We start from the raw sequence: 16,683 nt of genomic DNA on the forward strand, positions 1-16,683 counted from the left end.
CGCAGATTGCATACACGCTTCCGTCCTGTTGGGCCGTCTCGTCTCCTGAGGAGTGGCACCTTGTTCACCTTCCCGAGAGCGCTCCGCCGCTCCGCAGCCGCGGCCCTGGGCGCCGCCCTCCTACTCGCGGCCACCGCCTGCGGCGATGACTCCCCGTCCGCCGACGGCCCTGGGCCGGTCGACGACGCGTACACCGCGAAGGCCGCCGACCTGGTCGAGAAAGGGACCGGTGGCCTGCTGTACTTCGAAGGCGCCGAGGCCGACCTCACCCTCGACAAGATCAAGAAGTATCAGGACTGGTCCGGCCCGACGGAGTCCGCCAAGCCCGTCGCCGGCGCGCGGCTCTCCATCATCGTCTGCAAGATCGGCACCTCCTGCGAGGAGGTCGGGCGCAAGGCCGCCGCCATCGCCCAGCAGATCGGCTGGAGTGCGGAGGTGATCGACGGCCAGGGCACTCCCGAGGGCTTCCAGAAGGCGTTCGCCACCGCCGCCGCCAGGAAGCCCAGCGCCGTCATCACGGTGGCCATTCCCGAGAACCAGGCCGCGGACGGCATCCGGGAGCTGCAGCAGTCGAAGATTCCGGTGGTCGGCGTCTCCGCGATCAAGGAGGGCGGGAGCGTCGGCTTCGACGCCAACGTCTCCAGCAGGGAGACGTTCCAGTCGGTCCTCCAGGTCACCCAGGCGATCGCCGAGAGCAAGGGCGCCGCGAAGGCCGTCTTCCTCTGGGACGTCGGCTACCCGCACCTGGTCGAGGCACTCGACACGAGTAGGAGGGTCTTCGCCGCGTGCACCGGCTGTCAGGTGCTGGAGGTGCGCGAGCGGACACTGGCGCAGGCCGGCGACCCGATCGAGATGCAGAACATCACGACGTCGCTGATCCAGAAGTACGGCAACGACCTCCAGTACATCTTCACGCCCTACGGCAACGGCGTGGAGTCGGTCATCGCCGCGCTCCAGGCGGCCGGCCGGACCGACGTGAAGGTCCTGTCGAAGAACGCGGAGCCGGAACGGCTGGGCAGCGTGGCCAAGGGCGACCAGTTCGCCGACTTCGGTGCGGTCCGGGGGTGGAACGCGTACGCGGCGATCGACCAGGTGGTGCGGCTGCTCGCCGGTCAGCCCGCGCTGCCCGACGCCGAGCAGGGCATCCCGGCCACCATCTTCCGGCAGTCCAACGCCCCCGACGACGGCAAGGTGGACTGGAACTCCTACGTCGACTTCGCCGAGCGCTACACCCGGATGTGGAGCGCCGCGAAGTGAGCGGCACACCTGTCCTCGAAGCCGTCGGGATCACCAAGTCCTACGGTCGGGTGCGCGCGGTCTCGGACGTGTCCTTCGACGTGCGGCCGGGGGAGATCCTGGGGGTCGTCGGTGACAACGGGGCTGGCAAGTCCACCCTGATGAACGTGGTCAGCGGGGCGATCACGCCCGATCGTGGGCACCTGCTGGTGGCGGGTCGGCAACTCGCGCCGCACACCATCGCCCAGGCCCGGGTCGCCGGCATCGAGATGATCTACCAGGATCTCGGGCTGAGCGACAATCTCAGCCTGGTGGAGAACGTCTTCCTCGGCCGCGAGTGGACCGGCGGCCCGCCCCTGCTGCCGATCCTGCGCAAGAGGGCCATGCGCGCCCGCACCCGGACGCTGCTGGAGAGCCTCGGCATCGACTTGTACGACATGGACGTACTGGTCGAAGGGCTCTCCGGCGGTCAACGGCAGATGGTCGCCATCGCGCGGGCGCTCGTCGCCGACCGGGAACCACGGGTGATGGTGATGGACGAGCCGACCGCCGCGCTGGGCACCACCGAGTCGCGGGTGGTCAACGATCTCATCGTGCGGTTGCGCGACCGTGGCTACGCGGTCGTCGTCATCAGTCACCGCATCCCCGAACTACTGGAACTGGCCGACCGGCTGCTGGTGATGAAGGGCGGCCGGGCCGTCCATCACGGTCCGACCCGCGACCTCGACGTGGAGCGGTGCGTGCAGCTCATCGTCCGGGGCGCGGACGCTCGGGAACGGAGCGCCCACTGATGCCCGACACCCTCACCACCCCGCCCGTCCTCGTCCGTCAGAACGCCGACCGGTCCCGGCCGAGCACCGCCGAGTGGCTCGTCGGCGCGACCGGCAGGTTCGGCCTCGTCGGGCTGCTCGTGCTGGTGATCGCCACGTTCTCCGCGCTGAGCCCGTCGACCTATTTCACGGTCACCAACTTCCGGCTCATCCTGGTCAACCAGACCGTGACGGTCATCGTCGCCCTCGCTGCGACGCTGCCGCTGCTCGCGCACTACCTCGACGCCTCGGTCGGGCCGATGCTGGGCCTGGCCCAGGGCCTCGCGGTGTGGTTGATCGCGGTTCGGGACGTGCCGGTCTGGCTGGCCGTGGTGGCGGTCCTCGCGGCCGCCGTCGCGGTCGGCGTGCTGAACACGCTGCTGGTGCTGCGTTTCGGCATGAGCTCGATCATCGCCACGCTGGCCACCGGCAGCGTGCTCATGGGCCTGCTCTATCTGATCACCGGTGGCCGGGTCATCTTCCAGAACGTGCCGGAGAGCTTCACCGGCATCGCCCGTGGCGACCTCGCCGGGATACCACTGCCGCTGCTGTACCTGCTCGCGATCGTCATCGTGCTGGAGGTGGTGGTGGTGTGGACGCCGTTCGGGCAGCGGATGTACTCGATGGACGGCAACCTGCGCGGCGCCGCGCGTGCCGGCATCGACGTCAACTCCTACACCCTGCGCGCGTTCGTCGGCGCCGCCGTGCTGGCCGCGCTCGCCGGCCTGCTGCTCGCCTCCCGGATCGGCTCCGGGCAGCCGGCGGTCGGCCAGCAGTTCCTGCTGCCCGCCTTCGCCGCCGCCTTCCTCGGCGCTGCCGTCCTGCGCCCGGGCCGGGTGAACATGCTGGGGACGCTCATCGCCGCCTACTTCGTGAGCTTCACGATCGCCGGCCTCCAGCACCTGGGCGCGGCGACGTGGATCGAGAGCGTCTTCAACGGTGTCGCCGTCATCGGCGGTGTGTCCGTCGCCGGCCTGGCGGTGCGGCGCCGTCGTCGGTTGGCCGTCCGGCACGTCGAGCGGCTCGAGGCCGAACATCCTGAACCACCGCACCCCGCCAGCGAGAGGGACCGCCCGTGAAGAACGACTTCTTCATCTTCGACAACGCCATCCACATGTACAAGCTCACCGAGGACAACTACGACGAGACGTACGGCGGTGGTCGCAAGTCCACGAACGCGCTTGTCGAGTACGCCAAGAAGTACTCCCGGTCGGGTTTTCCCTACGACGACATCTCCGACCGTGAACTGTCCGTCGAAGACGCCTACCGGCTGATGTTCGAGGAGTCCGACACCGACATCGCGATGGCGCAGACGGTGCCCAGCCACGGTGGCTGGAAGCTCGGCTTCTCCCCGGCGGAGAACAACTACAAGCTCAAGGAGGCGTATCCGGACCGGGTGCTGTTCTGCGGCGGTGTCGACCCGATCACCCACGGCCGCTACGGCGCGGTGACGGAGGCGATCCGTCAGATCGAGGAGTGGGGCGCGGTCAGTTTCAAGTTCTACCAGGCGCACTCCGGCGGGGTGTCGTGGCGCATCGACGACCCCGACGTGGCTTACCCGATCTGGGAGGCGTGCCTGGAGCACGGCGTGACGAATGTGCAGTTCCACAAGGGGTTGGCGTTCAACACGCAGCACATCATCGACCTGGCTCCCTACGATCTCGAACGCGCCGCCCAGGACTTTCCGGAGATGAACTTCATCGTCCACCACCTCGGTGAGCCGTTCATCGACGAGACGATCAACATCGCCTCGCGTTACGAGAACATCCACCTGGCACTGACCGCCTGGATCAACCAGTATCCGGTTGCCCCTCGGGCCGCGTTGCACGCGATCGGCAAGTGTCTGCTGCACGTCGGCCCGGACCGGCTGCTGTGGGGCTCGGAGGCGTTCGTGTGGCCGAAGGTGCAGGCGTACATCGACCTCTTCGCCGAGATGACGATGCCCGAGGACCTCCAGGACGGCTACGGCTATCCCGAGCTGACCGACGAGGTCAAGGCGAAGATCTTCGGCCTGAACTATGCCGCCATGATGGGCATCGACGTCGCGGCGAAGACCGACGAACTCTACGGCCCGTCCCCGTCCCCGGTCCCCGCGCCGGCCCGCAAGGCGGTGCGCCGTGGCCGACGCTGACCTGAACCGGGCCGCCGACCGCGCGTTGGAGGGCAAGGTTCGGCAGTTGGTCGAGGCGCACGGCGGCGGCATCACCGTGCAGGTCGACGACGCCGGCGACGCCCGGGTCAGCCTCAAGGGCCGATGCCGCGCCTGCCCGTCCGCGCCGGTCACCATGGGCGCGCTGGTGCGGCCCACGCTGCTCGCGGTCGAGGGCGTCCGCTCCGTCTCGCGTGAGGGCGGGGTCTCACGCTTCGCGGAGGAACGGATCGCCCGCATGTTCGGCATCACCGGCCAACCCCTGGACGAGGAGCAGTCATGAGAGGTCGCAGCGGCGGGTCGCCGCGCCGTAGTGGATATCGCCGGCGGGACCCGTTCCTGTCGTACCAGGACGAGCCGACGACCCCCAGCCCTGTGGTGCACCGGCCGACGATCTCGCGGGCGGCGGCCGCGGCCGCCGTCGACGCGGCGATCGCGCGGGCCGAGTCGATCGGCCTGTCCGTCACGGTGGCGATCTGTGACGAGAGCGGGGTGCTGAAGGCCTACCAACGCATGGACGCCGCGCCGCTGGTCAGCGTTCAACTGGCCCAGGACAAGGCGTACACCGCGGTCGGGTTCGGGTTGAGCAGCGACGGCTGGTACGACTTCATCAAGGACGACGGCCCGCTCGCCCTGGGCGCGCCCGCTGGTGTCGACCGCCTGGTGACCTTCGGCGGGGGATTCCCCATCCGGGTCGACGGCGTCGTCGTGGGTGGGATCGGCGTCAGTGGCGGTCACTACACCCAGGACATGGAGGTCGCCCGGGCCGGGCTGGCGGTGCTCGAATGAGCGGCCCGGAGGTCCGCCTCCAGGTGCGCGACGGCGTCGCCGTCATCACGCTGGACGCCCCGGAGCGCCGCAACGCCCTTACCCTCGCGATGGCGACCGAGCTGGTGCGGACGATCGCCCTCGTCGACGCGGACCCGGAGGTGCGGTCCGCGGTGGTCCGCGGCAGCGGCGGGCACTTCTGCGCGGGCGCCCATCGGGAACTGCTGCACGACGTGGCCGAGGACCCCGCCGATCCGCGTCGCTACGCCGCCCTGGGCGTCGTCTACGACTCGTTCTTCCGCCTGGGTCGCCTCGGTGTCCCGGTCGTCGCGTCGGTTCGCGGCGCCGCGGTCGGCGCGGGGGTCAATCTGCTGCTCGCCGCGGACGTCCGGGTGGTCGGTGCGAACACCCGGATCGTCGCCGGATTCGGCGCGATCGGGCTGCATCCCGGCGGTGGTCACCTGCTTCTGGCCGCCGCCGCGCTCGGCCGCTCCGGCGCCGCGGCGATGACCCTGCTCAACCAGGAGTTGGACGGTGACGGATCGGTTCGCGCCGGGTTGGCCCGGGAGTGCGTCGCCGACGACGAGGTCGACGCCCGCGCGTTCGCCCTCGCCGCCGCCGCGCCGGCCGACCCGGAGCTGAGCCGGCGTGTGACCGCGTCGTTCCGGCGCTCGGTCGGCCCCACGGTGGTGGAGTGGGAACAGGCGATGGAGGCCGAGCGGGCCCCGCAGATGTGGTCGCTGCGGCGGCGGGCCCAGCGGTGAGCGGCCCGCTGCGCGGCGTGCGTGTGCTCGATCTCACCAGCACCTTCTCCGGGCCGTACTGCACGCTCATGCTCGCCGACCTCGGGGCCGATGTGGTGAAGATCGAGGCGCCCGGCGGTGACATCGCCCGGCAGCTCGGTGCCGCCACCGTGCCGGGCATGGCGGCGGTGTTCCTCAACATGAACCGCGGCAAGCGCTCCGTCGTGCTCGACCTGACGACGCAGCGGGGGCAGGCGGACCTGGCCCGCCTGCTGCCGACCGCCGATGTGCTGGTGCACAACATGCGTCCCGGCGCCGCCCGCCGTCTCCAGGTCTCCTACGAGGACTGCGCGCGCCACCATCCCGGCCTGGTCTACTGCGCGATCCCGGGTTTCAGCGGCGACAGTCCGCACGCCGACCGTCCGGCCTACGACGACGTCATCCAGGGCGCGTCGGGACTGGCGGCAGTGCAGAGCGTCAACCAGGACCAGCCCGGCTACGTCGTCACCCCGATCGCGGACAAGCTCGCCGGGCTCACCGCCGCCGTCGGGGTCCTCGCCGCGTTGCGGCACCGCGACGCCACCGGTGAGGGCCAGCGCGTCGAGGTTCCGATGTTCGACACCACGTTCGCCTTCGGCCTGCTCGAACAGTTGGACGGCTGGACGTTCGAGCCGCCCGTGGGCCCGCCGGTCTATCCGCGTACCGCGGCGGCCAACCGTCGCCCCTACCGCACCCGCGACGGTCACCTCTGCGTCATGATCTACACGGAACGGCAGTGGCGGCGGTTCCTCGACCGCGCCGGTCGTGGCTCGGTGCTGAACGAGCCGCGCTTCGACAGCATCGGCAGGCGGATCGCCAACGCCGACGCGCTGTACGGCATCGTCGGCGAGATCATGCTCACCCGCACCACCGACGAGTGGCTCGCCGTCCTCGACGAGATCGACGTGCCGTGTGCGCCGCTGGCCCGTTACGAGGACCTGCTGCGGGACGGCGACCTGCTCGAGCGTGGCGTGGTCTCGCTCGTCGAGCACCCGACCGTCGGTACGCTGCGCAGCATCGCCGCGCCCCTGCGCTTCTCCAGCACCCCGGTCGTGGCGTACCGCCCCGCTCCGACGCTGGGTGAGCACCAGGCGCAGATCCTGGGGACGCCGTGACGTCTGTGGATCGCGCGGAGATCCGCGCGCAACTGGAACGGTGGCGGCGCGAGGGACGTTTCACGCCGCGCTGCGACTCCTGGCTGGCGGGATACGACGAGGACTTCAGTCGGCTGCTCGGCGCCCGTGGCTGGATCGGTCTGACCTGGGAGCAGCGGTACGGCGGGCAGGGGCGTGGGTTCGCGGACCGGTTCGTGCTGACCGAGGAGCTGCTGCGGGCGGGAGCGCCGGTCGCCGGGCACTGGATCGCCGACCGGCAGATCGGGCCGGCCGTGGCCCGGTGGGGCAGCGAGGAGCTCAAGGCGCACGTGCTGCCCCGCATCGCCGCCGGCGAGGCCCGGTTCTGCCTCGGCATGAGCGAGCCCGATGCCGGCTCCGACCTCGCCGCCGTGCGGACCCGCGCCGAACGTGTTTCCGGGGGGTGGACGCTGAGCGGGCAGAAGGTCTGGTCCAGCCACGCCCACCGGGCGACGCACGCCTACGTGTTGGCCCGCACCGGCGGCTCGCCCACCGGCCCGGACCGGCACGAGGGTCTGAGCGAGTTCGTCCTCGACCTCGACCAACCCGGTGTCACCGTGCGTCCGATCCCCGACCTGCACGGGGCCGGCCACTTCTGCGAGGTCTTCCTCGACCGTGCCGTCGTGCCGGACGCCTGGGTGCTCGGCACGGTCGGCAACGGTTGGGCCCAGGTCACCGACCAGCTCGCGTTCGAGCGGGGCGGCCCGGAGCGGGTGCTGAGCACGTACCCCCTGCTGCGTCTCATGGTCGACGGGGCCGGCGGGTGGCGGCTCGGTGAGTTGGTGGCCCGCCTGACCGCGCTGCGCGCGCTGGGCCGGCGCGTCGCGGCCCGGATGGACGCGGGGGAGGCTCCGGTGTCCGCGGCGGCGACGCTGAAGCTGCTGGGCAATCGGTTCGAGGTCGACGTGATCGAGGCCGCACGCGGGGTGACCAGGGCCGACATGGGCGCCGAGGACTGGTCGCGGTTCACCGCGATGCGCGCGCAGGCCCAGTTGTCCGCCCCCGGTTTCTCGTTGCGCGGGGGCACCACCGAGGTGCTCGGTGTGCTTGTCGCCCGGGCTGCTCTGGAGGAGGCACGATGACGTCGACCACGGATTCCGTCGCACGGGCCGCGGTGGCGACGGTGCGTGCCGCCAGCGACATGGGCGCGGTCTGGCGGGTCGCGGTGGAGCAGCAGTGGCACCTGCTGGCCGTGGCCGAGGCCGACGGCGGGTACGGGGGATCGCTCACCGACCTCGCCGACGTGGTGCGGGCCCTCGCCGGCGCAGGCTTGTCGACGCCTATCCCGGAGCTGTACGCGGGTGCGACGGGTGGGGCGGTGGGGGTGGCGCTGCCGGTCGGCAACGGGGAGACGCTCGTGCCGTGGGGGCGGTGGTGCGCCGACGTGCTCGTGCTCGACGGCGGCGACACGGTGGTGCCGGTCCGGGGAGCCCGGGAGCGGGAGAACCTCGCGCACGAGCCGGTCGACGAGCTGACCGTACCCGGCGCGGGTGAGGGCGCCGGCCAGGCGTTGGCACGTTGGCGGGTGCTGCACACCGCGCGGCTGGTCGGGGGGGCCGTCGCGGGCGCGCGACGCACCGCCGCGTACGCCGGGACCCGGGTGCAGTTCGGCCGCCCGATCGCCCGCTTCCAGGCGGTGGCCGCGCTCGTCGCCGAGGCGCATGCCCAGTCGGTGCTCGCGGCCGCCGGGCTGGAGCGGGCGCTCGCCGACGTGGACGACGACGCCTCGGTGCTGAGCGGGCACGCGGTGGCGGCCCGGGCCGCGGGAGCCGTCGCGCGGATCGCACACCAGGTGCACGGCGCGATCGGGGTGACCCAGGAATTGGGCCTGGAGCAGCTCACCCGCCGGCTGTGGGCGTGGCGGGATCTGTGGCAGACCGAGTTCGAGATCGAGCGTCTTCTGGCCGCCGGCGTGGCCGGTCAGGGCGAGGGCTACTTCTGGAGTGCCGATGCGTGACTCGTTGACCGGCCGGGTGGCCGTCGTGACCGGGGCCGGTTCCGGCATCGGTCTGGAGGTGGTGCGACTGTTCGCCGGGGAGGGCTGCCGCCTGGTCGCCGCGGACCTCGACCCGTCCGCGTGCGAGGGACTTCCCGGCGTCCACGCCGTCACCGTCGACCTCGGCACGGCCGAGGGGGCGCGACGGGTCGCCGCCGCCGTGCTGGACCGCTTCGGCGGCGTCGACATCCTGGTGAACAACGTGGCCGTGGCCCCGTATCGCGACGCGTTCACCGATGTCGACGATGCGGCCTGGCAGCACACCTGGGAGGTCAACGTCATGTCCTGCGTCCGCCTGTGCCGGGAGCTGATCCCGATGATGGTCGGTCGGGGCGGTGGCAGCGTGGTGAACATCGGTTCCGAGGCTGCCCGGCACCCCAAGCCGTACCTGGTCGACTATGCGGTGAGCAAGGCCGCGCTGCTGGCCCTGGCCAAGGCTCTGTCGACGGAGTACGGGCCGGCGGGTGTGCGGGTCAACACGGTCGCGCCCGGCCCGACCCGGACCTCCACCATGAACCGCTTCCTGGGCTCGCTGGCGCGGCGGCTCGGGGTCGATCCGGAGGCGGCCGCCGAGCACTTCGTCCACGAGATGCGTGGACTCGCGCTCGGTCGGATGAACGAGCCCGCCGATGTCGCCGCCGTCGTGCGTTTTCTCGCCGGCTCGGCCGCCCGCCAGGTGACCGGCGCCGAGTACGCCGTCGACGCGGGCTCCACCACGTCGATGTAGGTCCCTGGCCACGCCCGGGCCGAGAGTCCGACGTGCTGCCGCAGGGCGGGCGTCGCGGGGTCGGTTCGGCTCCGGGTCGGTCCGGCGCGAGGTGCTTACGGGTGCGGCGCCGGTCCGTGGTCGGCACGTGGTCGATCGACGTCGGATCGTGTCATGCTGCACGCACCCGACAGGAGGACGAGATGGCAACCGGTGAAGCCGTGCAGGTGCGTCCCAGGCGCCGGTCGCTGCGACCGCTGGTGTCCGGGGCGACGCTTGTCGCGATCCTCCTCCTGCTGTTCGGGTTGCCGTGGTGGACGCTGACGGTGGCGGCGCGCTGGCCGGCCCCGGTGTCGGCCGCGGGCACGGCGGTGTTCGCCGTCGCGCTGGGCGCGCTCCCCGCCCTGATGTATCTCGGACACGGCCGGCGGCGGTCGGACGCGGCGGCCCGCGCCGGGGACGTACTCCTCGGTCTGGTCTGGATCCTGTTCGTCTGGGCGTTGCTCGGCAACGTGGCGCGGCTCGCGATGGCCGCGGTGGGCGTCGCCGACCCGGCCCGGTCCCGGGCCGTGGCGGTCGGCGTCGCGGTGGTCTCGGCCGTGCTGGCGACCTGGGGGTACGCCGAGGCGATGCGCGTGCCCCGGGTCCGGCGGGTCGACGTCACCGTCGACCGGCTCGGCGCCGGTCTCGACGGGGTCCGGGTGGTGCTGCTGACCGACACCCACTACGGCCCGATCGACCGGGCCCGGTGGTCGGCGCGCACCATCGAGGTGGTCAACGGCCTGGACGCCGACATCGTCTGCCACACCGGCGACATCGCCGACGGCACGGTCGAGCAGCGACGGGAGCAGGCCGCGCCGCTCGGCGCCGTCCGGGCCGGGCTGCTGCGGGCGTACGTGACGGGCAACCACGAGTACTACGGTGAGGCGCAGGGCTGGGTCGACCACATGCGTACCCTCGGTTGGGAACCCCTGCACAACCGGCACCTCATGGTGGAGCGGGACGGCGCGCGGCTCGTCGTCGCCGGGGTGGACGACGTGACCGCCGCCTCGTCCGGCCTCGCCGGTCACCGGGCCGACCACACCGCGGCGCTCGACGGCGCCGACCCGCGGCTGCCCGTGCTGCTGCTGGCCCACCAGCCCAAGCAGATCGCCGAGGCGGTGGCGGCCGGCGTCGACCTGCAACTGTCCGGGCACACCCACGGCGGCCAGATGTGGCCGTTCCACTATCTCGTCCGCCTCGACCAGCCGGTCGTGCAGGGCCTGAGCCGGCACGGCCGGACGCAGCTCTACACGAGTCGGGGCACCGGTTTCTGGGGCCCGCCGTTCCGGATCTTCGCGCCGAGCGAGATCACCCTGCTCACCCTGCGGGCGGGGCAGCACCGGCCGTCCTGACCCGTCGATGCCGCTCGGGCAATGTCCGGCGGTGCTCCCCGGGGGTCGAGGCCGGTGGTGGGCCGGTGACGACGGCGGGCGAAAACCCGGTCGTGCGGGGTCGCCGGGTCGGGTAGGACGGTGCCGTGATGGTGGTGCGTGCGCGTCGTGAGGATCTGGTCGAGAGCGGCCGCTGGCGAGGACTGCTCCTCGACGTCACCGCCGCGCCCGCACGTCCCGGGACGCTGGTGGAGGTGACCGGGGGCGGTCGCCTCCAGATCCGGCAGGGACCGACGGTGGTGCTCCTCGCTCGGCTCGACGCCGCCCACTACCACGTCGACCACCGGCGGCTGCCGGGCTACCGGCCGGTCCTGCCGCCGGTGCGGTCGGCGGACGCACGGCGCATCGGCGGGGGCCGGGCGGAGGACCGGGGCGTCCGGTGGGCCTACCGGTTCGCGGATCTGCTCACCTCTGCCGGGGCGGGGCCGCTGTATCCGAGTCGGTGGCTGGTGCAGCCGAACGCGCCGAACCTGCGGTACGTGGCGGCGTACGGCGCGGTCCGCGAAGCCGCCGACGTCGCGAGGCGGTGGTCCGAACTCCTGGTCGACCGCGATGCGGGGCAGCTCGACTGGTACATCCACGGCGGCAGCGGGCTCGTGCTGGCCATGCGCCCGATGTCGCGGGCCGACGACGCGCGGGTGAAGAGCTACCGCAAGCAGGTCCGCGCCGGCCTGCTCCCGCCGATCCTGTTGTGGTGGGTGAGCAGCCTCGACTCGTACCTGCTTCTCGACGGTCATGACCGGCTGGCCGCCTGCCTGGCCGAGGCGGTCGAGCCGCCACTGATGACGCTGACCGCGGTCGTCGACGCCGACGAGGTGCGACGGCGCGACGCCTGGGAGGTCCGCCGTCACGCCGAGACCACCGGGCACATCGAACGCGAGATCTCCCAGGGCACACCAGGGGCCGCCGACGCGCTGGTGGCCGAGCGACGGAGGTTCGCCGCCGACCTCGTGGCACCGCGGTTCAATCCGAAGCTCACCAGGGCCTGGATGCTTCCCGGTGGGGTGCCGCGGTGGAATCGGGTGGCGGCCCTGACCGATCCCGTGTGGGCAGCGGACCATCGGTGAGACCGGTCGTCGGCGAACACCGACGGCCAGTCCCGCAGGGGAAAACCATGTTCGGTCGCCGTGGGTGGCGGGGCAGGATGTCGGGGTGATCTGGGGCAGACGTGACGGCCGGACCCGCGCACCTTCGCCGGTGCGGGAGGACGGGTTGCTTCCGGTGGTGCGGGTGGCGGTCGATGACGCCGTGGCCGGCGGACGGGAGGCGTTGGACCGTCTGGTGGACGTGCTGCACGAGGTCGACGCCGGTGCCGACGAAGCGGTGGCGCGATCGGCGTTGGCGCTGGTCGCCGGCGCGCCGGGGCTGGTGGTCCGGCTCGACGAGCACGCGCGGTCGGCACCGTGGTATGGCCGGCACCGGGACCCGGTGTGGCAGCGAATCGTCGGACGATTGTCCGCGGGGCCGGTGGCGACGGCGCTGGCGAGCACGCACGCCGACGGGCGGATCCGGGAGCAGGCGGTCGCGGCGATGGCCGACCGACCGTACCCGGAGGTGGTGCCGTTCCTGGTGGTGCGTGCCGCCGACTGGGTGGCGCCGGTGCGGAACCGGGCGCGGGCCGGGCTCGCGCTGGTGCTCGCCGACGACGCGGACACCCACCTGCCCGCCGTCCTGCCGACCGCGTTGCGCCTCGAGGTGCGCGCCCGCGCCGGCTTCGCGGTCGCCCAGGCGCGGGTGGCGGTGCTGGCGGCGACGGAGCAGACGTGGCGCGGCCTGCTCGCCTCGGCCGGTCGCCGGGAGCGGCGGTTCGTCCTCGACACCGCGCTGGCGCGCGGTGTGCTGCGTACCCCGGAGCTGGTGACCCTGGCCGAGTCGGACCCGGACGTGCGGGTGCGGGCGTGGGCGGCGGAGGCGGCGTGCCGCGACGCGGTCTGGACCCGCCGGCACGACGTCCTCCGGCGGCTGACTCGTTCGAAGCGGGCCGAGGTGCGGGTGGTGGCGTTGACCGGGCTGGTGCGGGCCGGTCAGGACGCCGACGTCGCCGGGCACCTGGACGACGACGCGCCGTTGGTGCGGGCCGTGGCCCGTGACGCGGCCCGCCGCCTCGGCGCGGACGCGCGGGAGCACTACCGCGCCGGTGTCGCGTCCGAGGAGCCGGTCGTCGGGGCGATCGCCGGGCTGGCCGAGACCGGCTCGGCGGCGGACGCCCCGCTGCTGCGGCGGCTGCTCGGCCACGAGCGGCCGAAGGTCCGCGCCCAGGCGGTACGGAGTCTGCGGCTGCTGGACGCGGTCGTGGCGGGCGAGGTGGTGCCGTTGGTGCGGGATCCCTCGCCGGCGGTGGTGCGGGAGGTGACGCGTGCGCTGCGCCCGGTCGCCGGCGCGCTGCCGCCGGACCTGCCGTGGGAGCTGCTGCGCGACGGCCGGGTGGAGTTGCGGCGGGCCGGCTACAGACTCCTGCGCGGTCGGGGCGCGGGGGTGGAGTTGCGGGCGGCGCTGGTCCTGGCCGCCGACGGTGATCCTCGCCTGGCCGAACGGGGCAGGGCGGACGCGACCCGCCTCGCCAGGGACGCGGCGGGAACGACCTGGCGCCGCGCCCCCCGACCGGAGTTGCGGGTCACCGAGGCGGAGCGGGCGCGCCTGCGCGAGTTGGCGACCCGGGCGGCGGCGACGCTCGGCGACGAGACCAGCCGGCAGCTCGCCCGCTGGATCTCCCGGGGTGATCCGGTCGAGTGACAGTGCGGGCCGGGCTGCACGGCTCGTCGCCGGCTCAGGCGCTGGTCATCCGGGAACGCGCGAGTTCATCGGGGTGAGCCCCAGGTGGTCGAGGGTGGCCGCGCCGCGCGCGGCATGGACGCCGCCGGCGAGCACCAGCGTTCTCGCCCACTGGTAGCGGCAGCCGGCGGCGTCGAACGCGCCCGCCGCGTCGAGCAGCGCCTGGTGATCGCCGTCGAGCAGGGCTCCGGCGCGTCGCACCATGGCCTCGGCGACGGGGTTGCCGGCCACCACGGTCCGGGCCTCGACCAGGTGCTCGCGGGCGCCCGGGCTGCCGGCGAGCACCGCGGCCTCGGCGCGTAGCGCGACATACCAGTGCAGCCAGACCCAGGTGACCGACTTCCACACCGTGCCGGGTTCGGGTGCCATCCGGGCCAGCGCCTCCGCAGCCTGACCCCGGTGCAGCAGGAGCATCGAGTCGAAGACCGCGCCGTAGCCGTAGATCTGTTCCGGCGAGGTGCCGAGCTGCTCCAGGACCCCGGTCCAGACGCGGCGCGCCTCCCGGTCGCCGCGGAGCCCGTGGATCATCGCCACGCCCGCCGCCGCGGGCCCGAGCACCGACCGGGCGGGGCGGCCGGCCCGCTGCCAGGCGTCGAGGAACCGGACGCTGCCGGCGAGCACCTGGTCGACGTCGCCGGCGAGCGCGTCGGCCACCAGCAGCCAACTCGTGGCGCGGTGACCGACCTCGGCGAGCAGCGGGTGGTCGGCGATCTGCTGTGCCCGTCGGCGGGCGGCCGGCAGGTCTCCCGCGCCGAGGCTGGCCTCGGCGGCGTTGCCGAGGGCGTCGAGCAGTTCGTGGGTGCTGGCGGGGGTGGCCGGCAGGGGTGAGAGCAGTGCGACCCGTCGCCGGGCGGTGGCGGCGCTGGCGAACGTCTCACCGGCCCAGCACTGGGCGCCGGTGAGCGCGTCGAGCGCGGCGGACTCGGCGAGCGGGTCGCGGGTGCGGTGCGCGAGTGCGACCGCCCGCTCGGCGCGCGCGATCGTCTCGGGCACGTCGTTGTCGGGTGGGCCCTGCGCGGCGCCGAACGCGTCGGTGAGCACCCCGGCCTCGGCCAGTGCCACCGCGGCCCGGGCGGCCGGGTCGTCGCCGGCCAGCTTCCGTGCCTGGTCGACGAGCGCGATCGCCTTCTGCGGCGCCGGGAGGTGGGCGAACTTGCTCCAGAACCGGTAGGAGCTGGTGGCGGCGGTCGCCAGGTCGGTGGCGGCGCCGGCGTCGTCGTGCGCCCGGCGGGCGGCCTCGGCGGCCGCCCGGTGCAGGCGGTACATGTCGTCGCCGCGCATCCGGCATCCGGCCACGGCTGCGGCGTGCCGGAGCATCGACGCCTCGTCGGCGGGCTCGTCGGCGAGCGCGGCCGCCTGTTCGTAGCGCAGTTGGGACTCGCCGATCAGGGTACGGACGAAGGTCATCTCCGCCAGGTGGCGGGCGAGGCGGTGGGCGTCCGTGCGCTGCTCGGGCCGGTCGGTCGCCCATGACAGGGCGGCGCGCAGGTCGTCGGCCACCGGGTCGAACCGGGCCCGCCAGTCCGCCTGCGCCACGGCGGCCAGGTCGGTGGCCCTGGCCAGGCACCAGCGCAGGTGCCGGGCCCGCGAGTCGGCCAGTTCGCCGGCCTCGGTGAGCCGTTCGGTCCCGTACTGGCGGATGGTCTCCGGCACCCGGTACTCGGTGCCGCCGGGGAAGGCGTGCACCGTCAGCAGGCTCTGTTCGGCGAGCCGGGCCAGCCCGTCGGCGACGACGTCCTCCGCCACCCCGGCGACCGGTGCCGCTGCCGACGCGGTGAACGGCGCCACGAAGACCGACACCCGGCGCAGCAGCGCCTGGTCGGCCGGCTCCAGCAGGGCGTGACTCCAGTCCAGCGTCGCCCGCACCGACCGGTGCCGGTCGTCGGCGCGGGCCCCGCCGGTGAGCATCCGCAGCGGGTGGGACAGGGCGGCGGTGATGCCGTCCAGCCCCAGCGTCGGATAGCGTGCGGCGGCCAGCTCGATCGACAGCGCCATCCCGTCCAGTCGCTCGCAGATCGCGGCGACCTGGTCGCGCAGTGGGGGATCCAGGGGCCAGCCCACCGCCGCTGCCCGCTGCAGGAACAACGCGACCGCGTCGGGCTCGCCGTCGGCGGCCAGCGACAGCGGCGGCACCGGGTACACCCGCTCGAACGGCACCATCAGCCGCGCCCGACTGGTCACCAGCACCGTCACGTCGGGGCACGCGGCCAACAGCCGTTCGAGGAACAGCGTGACCGCGTCGAGGACGTGTTCGCAGTTGTCGAGCACCAGCAACGCGTGATGGTCGGCCAGGGCGGCGGTGACCGATCCGGTCATGTCCCGCCCGGGCTGCTCGCCCAGGCCGAGCGCCACGGCGACCGCGGCGGCGACCATGGCGGGATCGGCGACCGGGACCAGGTCGACGAACCACACCCCGTCGGAGTATTCGCCGGCGACGTGCGCGGCCACCGCGAGCGCGAGGCGGGTCTTGCCCACTCCGCCCGGGCCGACCGCGCTCACCTGGCGGTGCGCCCGGATCAGCTCGGTCAGCTCGGCGCGCTCGCGCACCCGGCCGACGAACGCGGTCAGCGGGGCCGGCAGGACCGGGGCCGGGTGGGCGGCGCCTCGGCCGGTCAGCTCCGGCACCCGCCGGGCGAGCGCCCGGCGGTCCGGGACGTCCAGCTTGCGCAGCAGTGCGGAGACGTGCGTCTCGACGGTACGCACCGAGATGAAGAGCCGCGCGCCGATCTCGGCGTTGCTGAGATGGTCTCCGACCAGCGCGAGCACCTCGGCTTCGCGAGGGGAGACGTCGACCATCACGCCATTCTGTCGTACGTCTCCGCGGGTGCCGGTTCCGTGGTCGTCTCCGTGGTCGGCACGGATCCGCACCGGGGGTGCCGGTGGACATGCTGTGAGCACG

Annotated in this window: 15 protein-coding genes; 14 read left to right on the top strand and 1 reads right to left on the bottom strand. The window is 73.2% G+C overall.

Going from position 1 to position 16,683, the window contains the following annotated elements:
- The first annotated feature begins 60 nt into the window (after positions 1-60).
- From H1D33_RS05470 to H1D33_RS05535, 14 genes are all read left to right on the top strand, one after another.
- The gene (locus H1D33_RS05470) at positions 61-1,257 is read left to right on the top strand and encodes a substrate-binding domain-containing protein (protein WP_181569097.1); all 1,197 of its coding nucleotides are present in this window, start codon (positions 61-63) and stop codon (positions 1,255-1,257) included.
- Positions 1,254-2,027 carry an ATP-binding cassette domain-containing protein gene (locus H1D33_RS05475; RefSeq protein ID WP_181569096.1) on the top strand — a complete coding sequence of 258 codons (774 nt, stop codon included), beginning with the start codon at positions 1,254-1,256 and terminating at the stop codon, positions 2,025-2,027. Before H1D33_RS05470 ends, H1D33_RS05475 begins: the two co-directional genes overlap by 4 nt.
- A complete protein-coding gene (locus H1D33_RS05480) occupies positions 2,027-3,124 on the top strand; it encodes an ABC transporter permease (RefSeq protein WP_181569095.1) in 1,098 nt (365 codons plus the stop codon). The genes H1D33_RS05475 and H1D33_RS05480 overlap by 1 nt, the downstream gene beginning before the upstream one ends.
- A complete protein-coding gene (locus H1D33_RS05485; RefSeq protein ID WP_181569094.1) occupies positions 3,121-4,176 on the top strand; it encodes an amidohydrolase family protein in 1,056 nt (351 codons plus the stop codon). Before H1D33_RS05480 ends, H1D33_RS05485 begins: the two co-directional genes overlap by 4 nt.
- Positions 4,163-4,477: a NifU family protein gene (locus tag H1D33_RS05490; protein ID WP_181569093.1), complete on the top strand. Its 315-nt coding sequence runs from the start codon at positions 4,163-4,165 to the stop codon at positions 4,475-4,477. Before H1D33_RS05485 ends, H1D33_RS05490 begins: the two co-directional genes overlap by 14 nt.
- Positions 4,474-4,983: a GlcG/HbpS family heme-binding protein gene (locus H1D33_RS05495; RefSeq protein WP_181569092.1), complete on the top strand. Its 510-nt coding sequence runs from the start codon at positions 4,474-4,476 to the stop codon at positions 4,981-4,983. The genes H1D33_RS05490 and H1D33_RS05495 overlap by 4 nt, the downstream gene beginning before the upstream one ends.
- The gene (locus H1D33_RS05500; protein WP_181569091.1) at positions 4,980-5,726 is read left to right on the top strand and encodes an enoyl-CoA hydratase-related protein; all 747 of its coding nucleotides are present in this window, start codon (positions 4,980-4,982) and stop codon (positions 5,724-5,726) included. The genes H1D33_RS05495 and H1D33_RS05500 overlap by 4 nt, the downstream gene beginning before the upstream one ends.
- Before the next feature lie 17 nt (positions 5,727-5,743).
- Complete coding sequence (locus H1D33_RS05505; RefSeq protein ID WP_246411650.1) at positions 5,744-6,859, top strand: CaiB/BaiF CoA transferase family protein; 1,116 nt, start codon at positions 5,744-5,746, stop codon at positions 6,857-6,859.
- Positions 6,856-7,959: an acyl-CoA dehydrogenase family protein gene (locus H1D33_RS05510; protein ID WP_181569089.1), complete on the top strand. Its 1,104-nt coding sequence runs from the start codon at positions 6,856-6,858 to the stop codon at positions 7,957-7,959. The genes H1D33_RS05505 and H1D33_RS05510 overlap by 4 nt, the downstream gene beginning before the upstream one ends.
- Positions 7,956-8,834, top strand: coding sequence for an acyl-CoA dehydrogenase family protein (locus H1D33_RS05515; protein WP_181569088.1), 879 nt, complete (start codon positions 7,956-7,958; stop codon positions 8,832-8,834). The genes H1D33_RS05510 and H1D33_RS05515 overlap by 4 nt, the downstream gene beginning before the upstream one ends.
- Positions 8,827-9,600 (top strand): SDR family NAD(P)-dependent oxidoreductase, encoded by a 774-nt coding sequence (locus H1D33_RS05520; RefSeq protein ID WP_246411648.1) that lies wholly within the window; start codon positions 8,827-8,829, stop codon positions 9,598-9,600. The genes H1D33_RS05515 and H1D33_RS05520 overlap by 8 nt, the downstream gene beginning before the upstream one ends.
- 182 nt (positions 9,601-9,782) lie before the next feature.
- Positions 9,783-10,973: a metallophosphoesterase gene (locus H1D33_RS05525; protein ID WP_181569087.1), complete on the top strand. Its 1,191-nt coding sequence runs from the start codon at positions 9,783-9,785 to the stop codon at positions 10,971-10,973.
- A 128-nt stretch (positions 10,974-11,101) separates the two neighbouring features.
- Complete coding sequence (locus tag H1D33_RS05530) at positions 11,102-12,079, top strand: hypothetical protein (protein ID WP_307755353.1); 978 nt, start codon at positions 11,102-11,104, stop codon at positions 12,077-12,079.
- A 163-nt stretch (positions 12,080-12,242) separates the two neighbouring features.
- Positions 12,243-13,745 (top strand): hypothetical protein, encoded by a 1,503-nt coding sequence (locus tag H1D33_RS05535; RefSeq protein WP_246411646.1) that lies wholly within the window; start codon positions 12,243-12,245, stop codon positions 13,743-13,745.
- Positions 13,746-13,790: 45 nt separating this feature from the next.
- Here the strand turns inward: H1D33_RS05535 and H1D33_RS05540 are convergent, their stop codons facing one another.
- Positions 13,791-16,580 carry an ATP-binding protein gene (locus H1D33_RS05540; protein WP_181569085.1) on the bottom strand — a complete coding sequence of 930 codons (2,790 nt, stop codon included), beginning with the start codon at positions 16,578-16,580 and terminating at the stop codon, positions 13,791-13,793.
- Positions 16,581-16,683: the final 103 nt, after the last annotated feature.

Origin of the sequence: Micromonospora ferruginea (assembly GCF_013694245.2) — a bacterium.
GTDB lineage: Bacteria > Actinomycetota > Actinomycetes > Mycobacteriales > Micromonosporaceae > Micromonospora > Micromonospora robiginosa.